This window comes from Haladaptatus sp. (assembly GCF_049589095.1).
Taxonomy (GTDB): domain Archaea; phylum Halobacteriota; class Halobacteria; order Halobacteriales; family Haladaptataceae; genus Haladaptatus.
The window spans coordinates 1-5,651 of sequence record NZ_JBAWAC010000252.1 but is presented as its reverse complement, the minus strand read 5'-3'; the positions used below and the strand labels follow the sequence as shown (position 1 = coordinate 5,651).

5 protein-coding genes are annotated in these 5,651 nt (G+C 63.6%); 1 reads left to right on the top strand and 4 read right to left on the bottom strand.

Annotation, left to right across the window (positions count from 1 at the left end; all coding sequences use genetic code 11):
- The 4 genes from nagZ to WBV42_RS08190 form a co-directional block, all read right to left on the bottom strand.
- Window positions 1-1,120 (bottom strand): beta-N-acetylhexosaminidase (nagZ, locus tag WBV42_RS08205; RefSeq protein WP_423985595.1); only part of this gene is annotated, 1,120 nt, incomplete at its 3' end.
- Between the two features lie 5 nt (window positions 1,121-1,125).
- Window positions 1,126-2,292, bottom strand: coding sequence for an exo-beta-N-acetylmuramidase NamZ family protein (locus WBV42_RS08200; RefSeq protein WP_423985594.1), 1,167 nt, complete (start codon window positions 2,290-2,292; stop codon window positions 1,126-1,128).
- Between the two features lie 48 nt (window positions 2,293-2,340).
- Window positions 2,341-3,516 carry a hypothetical protein gene (locus tag WBV42_RS08195; protein ID WP_423985593.1) on the bottom strand — a complete coding sequence of 392 codons (1,176 nt, stop codon included), beginning with the start codon at window positions 3,514-3,516 and terminating at the stop codon, window positions 2,341-2,343.
- Window positions 3,517-3,569: 53 nt separating this feature from the next.
- A complete protein-coding gene (locus WBV42_RS08190; protein WP_423985592.1) occupies window positions 3,570-4,616 on the bottom strand; it encodes a serine hydrolase domain-containing protein in 1,047 nt (348 codons plus the stop codon).
- 95 nt (window positions 4,617-4,711) lie between these two features.
- Between WBV42_RS08190 and WBV42_RS08185 the strand changes: the two genes are divergently transcribed.
- Window positions 4,712-5,392 (top strand): HAD family hydrolase, encoded by a 681-nt coding sequence (locus tag WBV42_RS08185; protein WP_423985591.1) that lies wholly within the window; start codon window positions 4,712-4,714, stop codon window positions 5,390-5,392.
- Window positions 5,393-5,651: the final 259 nt, after the last annotated feature.

Sequence of the window (5,651 nt, the reverse complement as noted above, 5' to 3'; positions counted from 1 at the left end):
CCCACTCTTCCTCGTCGCCGACGTACCCCGTATCGTACGCTCCCTTGGCGTGAAACACCCGCCGAACGGCGGTGTCGATTCGCTCCTCGGGGATGCGCCCCGATTCGACGGCATCGATGACGGCGTCGATGGCGGCGTGCTGCTTGCGCGGCGTGTGCGAGACGAATATCTGGTTACACCCCGCTTCGACGGCCTGCACGCAGCCTTCAGCGGTACCCACGCCGTCGGCGATGGCGTTCATCTCCATGCAGTCGGTGAGGACGAGGCCGTCGAAGCCGAGTTCCTCCCGAAGGAGTCCCGTGACGACTTTTCGGGAGAGCGTCGCGGGTCGCTCCGCGTCCTCCGTGATCGTCGGAAACGCGACGTGCGTCGTCATGATCGCCCCGATGTCGTCCTCGATGGCCCGCCGGAACGGCAACAGTTCGACCGCGTCGAGGCGCTCTCGGTCGTGGTCGATGACCGGCAAATCGAGGTGGGAATCGACCGCCGTGTCGCCGTGGCCGGGGAAGTGCTTTCCGCAGGCGACGACACCGGCGTCCTGAAGCCCGTCCGCAAAGTCGGCACCCAATTCCGCGACGTGTTCGGGATGTTCGCCGAACGACCGGACGCCGATGACGGGATTGTCCGGGTTGTTGTTCACGTCGAGGACCGGCGCGAGGTCGATGTCGATCCCGAGGGAACGTAGTTCCCGTCCGACGGCGTTCCCGGCCTGCGCGGCCAGTTCCGGATCGTCGGCCGCGCCGAGCGCCATGGCGCTCGGCAGTTCGGTCCCCCACGAGAGGCGTGCGACTCGGCCGCCCTCCTGGTCGATGGTGACGAACAGCGGCGGCAGTTCCTCCGGGACGAACCCCTGTAGCGTCCGCGAGAGGGTTCGAACCTGTTCGGGTGATTCGACGTTTCGGCTGAAGTAGATGATACCGCCGAGATTCCGTTCGGCGACGAGTTCCTCGATTTCCCCGGTCGGCGTGAGGCCGTCGAATCCCGCGACGAACAGTTGGCCGACCTTCTCCTCCAGCGAGAGGGCCGCGACCGCCGATTCCAGTCCGGTGACGTTCGATGGCGGATTCGTCGATGTCGATGCCGATGTCGGTGATTCCGGTTCGCTTGGTGCGCTCGTCATGGCTATCAGTACCGCAGGTACTCGGCCCGTGCGTCGAGGAACTCGGCCCGGTCGTCCTCCCAACTGCTCACGATGGTTTCGGCGATTTCGCGGGGGTCGGTCGATCCGTCCGCGTCGTCGATCGTCTCCCGGAGATAGCTTCCCCCCGCCAACTTGTCGATGAAGTACTCGTCGTCGTAGGCGATCCACTCGGGATCGTCGTACGTCGTGAACGCCGAGGCGAGCACCGTCAGGCCCACCATCACGGGATCGACGGCGTCCCGATCGAGGACGTGAATCTGCACGCCGGTGACGTTCTCGCGTTCGTGTTTGGAGAACGTCGGCGAGAAGTACGCCGGTCGGAAGGCGACGCCGTCCAAATCCTGACTCGACAGTTCCGACGCCCACTCGTCCCCGTCGATCCACGGCGCGCCGACGAGTTCGAACGGCTTCGTCGTTCCGCGCCCTTCCGAGAGGGTCGTCCCCTCGAAGAAACACATTCCGGGGTACAGCGTCGCGGTTCCCGGCGTCGGCATGTTCGGTGAGGGATACACCCACGGCAGGCCCGTATCCGAGAACCAGTCCGACCGCGACCAGTCGCGCATCTCGACCACTTCTACGTCCGCGCCCATGTCGAACTCGCCGTTGAAGTGCGTCGCCAACTCGCCGACCGTCAACCCGTGGACGATGGGCAGTTCGTAGCCGCCGACGAACGAGGACGTCTCCGCGTCGATTCGGTTTCCGGTGACCGGGAGCGGCGAGACGGGGTTCGGACGGTCGAGGATGACCATCCGCTTGTCGGCTTCCGCGACCCCCTTGAGCGCGTATCCCAGCGTGTAGATGAGCGTGTAAAACCGACAGCCGACGTCCTGCATGTCGTAGACGATGGTGTCGATATCGTCCACCATCTCCGGTTTCAGCCGCCGTTGTTCGCCGTAGAGGCTCTTCACCGGTAATCCCGTTCGGTCGTCGGTGCTGTCTTCGACCTTCACACCGGCCTGCGCGTCGCCGCGCAGGCCGTGCTCCGGCCCGAACAGTTTGCGCAAGTCGAACTCGTCGCGTGCATCGAGGAGGTCTATCGTCGTGTTGAGGTTGCTGTCGGTACCGGACGGGTTCGTGATGAGTCCGAGGCGTTCGCCGTCGACCGTCTCGGGACAATCGTCCAGTAACCGTTCTACGCCGAGCGTAACCATATCTTCGGCAATGCGTTATCCCCTTAAAAAACCCCGTGTGAGTCGGGACTAGTTTTCCGGCTTGACGACCGCCGCGTTCAGCCAGTCGAGATGGGCCTCACCCATGAGCGCGTGGTTGTACACGTGGAGTTCGTCGCCGAGTTCACCGACCTCTGCGACGAACGTCCGCCATTCGTCCTCGGAACCGATGACGTCAGGGTCGAGCGTCACGCCGACGTCGACCGGCATCTCGACGGCATCCCGATACCCACGAACTCGCCGCCGGGCGAGGTCCCGGTCGTCCGTGTAGCAGAGCGCGATGACGCGGTCGAGATGCAGTCGAATCCGGTCGAGGACGACCCCCGCTGGCCACCCGTCGTTCGGGTCACGGCCGAGTCCGTCCGCCGTCGAGTAGGTCAACTCGACGTCGCCGCTGGCCGCCGCGATTCGGGAGAGGAAGTCGTCGATGACCGACGCGCGGAAGTCGAAGAGGTCCGCGAGCACGGGTTCCTCTTCGGCGAGTTTCGCCAGCGACTCGACCTGCCGTTCCGGCGTTCGGAGAACGTCGCGGGCGAGCGACTGGGTGACTTCACGGGCGCGGTCGAAATCGACGGCGTGGTCGGCCGCTCGTTCCCGACACGCCGAACAGAAACACTGGGAGACCAATAGTTGCTCGTCCGGTCCGCGGACGACCTGATTCTTCGCGTGGCCGAACGTCGAACCGTGGGGATGGAAGACGCTCGGGAAACCGATCGATTCGAGGTTGATCGCCGAAATATCGTAGTCGGCCAACGAGCGAACGACGCCTTCGAAGTACGCGTGAACCTCGGGGTTCGACGGACAGAACGCGTGTTCGTGGGCGTCGCCGAACGCGCTCTCGACGCGGAACTCCGGGTTCTCCGTCGCGAGTTTTGTATTGTGAAAACAGACGAGCCACGCGTTGACGTCGATACCACCGTCGGTCAGTCGTTCGACGACGTCCGCGAACGGGTCGGGGTGACCGTCGATGTCGTTTACCGGCGGGTCGATGGGCGTGTCGGCAAAATGCTTCGAGTCAGGTGTGAAATAACACCCCCCCTCGTACGATTCGAACAACGTGTCTGAAGAACGCGGATCGAGCGTTCGGATGGAGTGATAGTGCGCGGCGACGTTGACGCCCGTCACGCCCAGTTCGGCGAGTTCACCCCTCGTCGTGTCGGGCTGTTGAGAGAGCAGACGCCACGGATAACTCCAGACTGCGACCATACCAGCCAACGTTCGCGCCGTGTATTAAATATTGCCCGGTCAGCGGGGGAAACTCAGTCGAACCGTCCGGCGGAGACCATCGCGTGGAACCGCTCGCGAAACCGGATGAGGCCGGTTCCTTTCCCGTCGTACACTTGGTTCGTGAGCAGAATCGTGAACCTGTCGCGGTCGTGGTCGAGCCACAACGACGTTCCCGTATACCCCGTGTGGCCGAGTCCGACGCGCGACCAGTTCGGCGCGGGGTAGGTCTCGTCGGCGAGTCGCCAGCCGAGACTGTGGCGAGCGTCGAGACCGGGCAACCAATCGTCCTGCATGCGCTCGACCGTCGCCGCGGAGAGGAGCGTCCCGTCGGCGGCGAGATACGCCCGTGCGAACCGCGCGAGGTCGTCCACCGTCGTGAACAGCCCCGCGTTTCCGCTCTCCCCGTCCATCGCCCAACCGAGCGGGTCGTGAATTTCGCCACGAAGGACTCGGTCGCGGTAGTCGTGGTCGTACGTCGCGGCGACGTTCCCGGTATCGGACAGCGGTCCGAGGCTCGAATCCTTCATTCCGGCGGGACCGAAGACGTGTTGCTCGGCGAGTTCGCCCAACGAGCGCTCGGTCGCTCCCCGCAGTGCCGCGGCCAGATAGACGAAGTTGAGACAGCTGTATTCGTTTCGACTGCCGGGTTCGGCTTCGAGTATCGATCGATTCCGGAGGCCGTTCAACACGTCCTCGACCGAACTCCACTCCTCGGAGAACGAGTACGGTTGGAACCCGGAACTGTGGGTCACGAGTTCGAGGAGGCGGATTCCGCCGCGTCGATGACCGTCGAGGTTCGGAACGTGTCGTCGGAGTTCGTCCGACAGCGTGATCTCGCCCGCTTCGAGGAGCGAGAGCGTCGTCGTCGCCGTCACGACCGGTTTCGTCAGCGAGGCCACGTCGAACGTCGTCCCGCGCGTCATCGCCTCCCCCCGCTCAGGGTCGCGGTCGCCCACGACCGCGATCCGTTCGATACCGTCCACCGACCCAATCGCGGCCACCGCGCCGGGGTACGCACCCTCGTTCATTCCCCGCGTGAGGGTAGCTTCGAGCGACCCGTCGTCTATCGAGCGTTCCATGGTGCCGAATGAGGGTGGGGCATCGACTTAACCCCTCGGTCCGCGGAAATTCGGTGAACAACCTATTTGTCCTCTCCGCCGCTAGGGAGTATTCAATGACATACGATTCGGTGCTGTTCGACGTGGATGGGGTCCTGCTGGACTTCCATTCGGACCACCCGACGATCTATCGACAGGCGGTCGAAGCGACGTTCGGCGCGTTCGGCGTCTCGCCATCGGACGACGACCTGAACGCCTTCATCGCCGGTGCGACGATGGACGATATGCGACGGGCGTGTGCCCGTCACGACATCGATTTCGCACGGTTCTGGCCGGAGCGAGAGGAGAACGCGTCGGCACTTCAGTCCGGGATGATGGACCGCGGCGAGCGGGTGCTCTACGACGATAGCTCGGTCCTCTTCGACCTCGTCGACCATCACGACATGGGCCTCGTCAGCAGCAACCAGCACGCAACCATCGAGTACATGGTGGAACGCTTCGACCTCACGCACCTGTTCGAGGCGGTGTACGGCCGCGACCCGACCGTACAGGGGTTCGACCGGACGAAACCGGAGACGTACTACATCGAGAAGGCCATGAACGACCTCGACGTGACGGACGGACTCTACGTCGGGGACAGCGCGTGTGACGTTCGTGCCGCCCACCGAGCGGGGTTGGATTCGGCCTTCATCCGTCGGGAACACCGGAACGGCTACGAACTCCCGGAGGAACCGACATACGAAATCGAATCGCTCACCCAACTCCACGACCTGCCGGGCGTCGCGGATTCCGCGTAAGGAATTCTTTTCCTCGGTCGGCGTTTATCCGTCGACGTCTATTCGTCGACGTCTATTCGTCGGCGCTTGTCGTTCGTTTCGATAGTTCGGAGGACTCGCCGAAAGCGGTACATCGCTACCCGTTTCGACTCAGTCAAAACGGGTTGTCTAGGCGTTCTCAACCGATAATTCAGCGTCCTCGTACCATTCGGTGTTCATTCACACGTCCCGACGAATTCGGAAGGGGCGAAATCCGTCCCCAAATCCGTGTGAACTAACC

Excerpts from the sequence above, each read along its gene's own strand:
- WBV42_RS08200 (WP_423985594.1), bottom strand. The coding sequence starts at position 2,292 with ATGGTTACGCTCGGCGTAGAACGGTTACTGGACGATTGTCCCGAGACG.
- WBV42_RS08195 (WP_423985593.1), bottom strand. The coding sequence starts at position 3,516 with ATGGTCGCAGTCTGGAGTTATCCGTGGCGTCTGCTCTCTCAACAGCCC.
- WBV42_RS08190 (WP_423985592.1), bottom strand. The coding sequence starts at position 4,616 with ATGGAACGCTCGATAGACGACGGGTCGCTCGAAGCTACCCTCACGCGG.
- WBV42_RS08185 (WP_423985591.1), top strand. The coding sequence starts at position 4,712 with ATGACATACGATTCGGTGCTGTTCGACGTGGATGGGGTCCTGCTGGAC.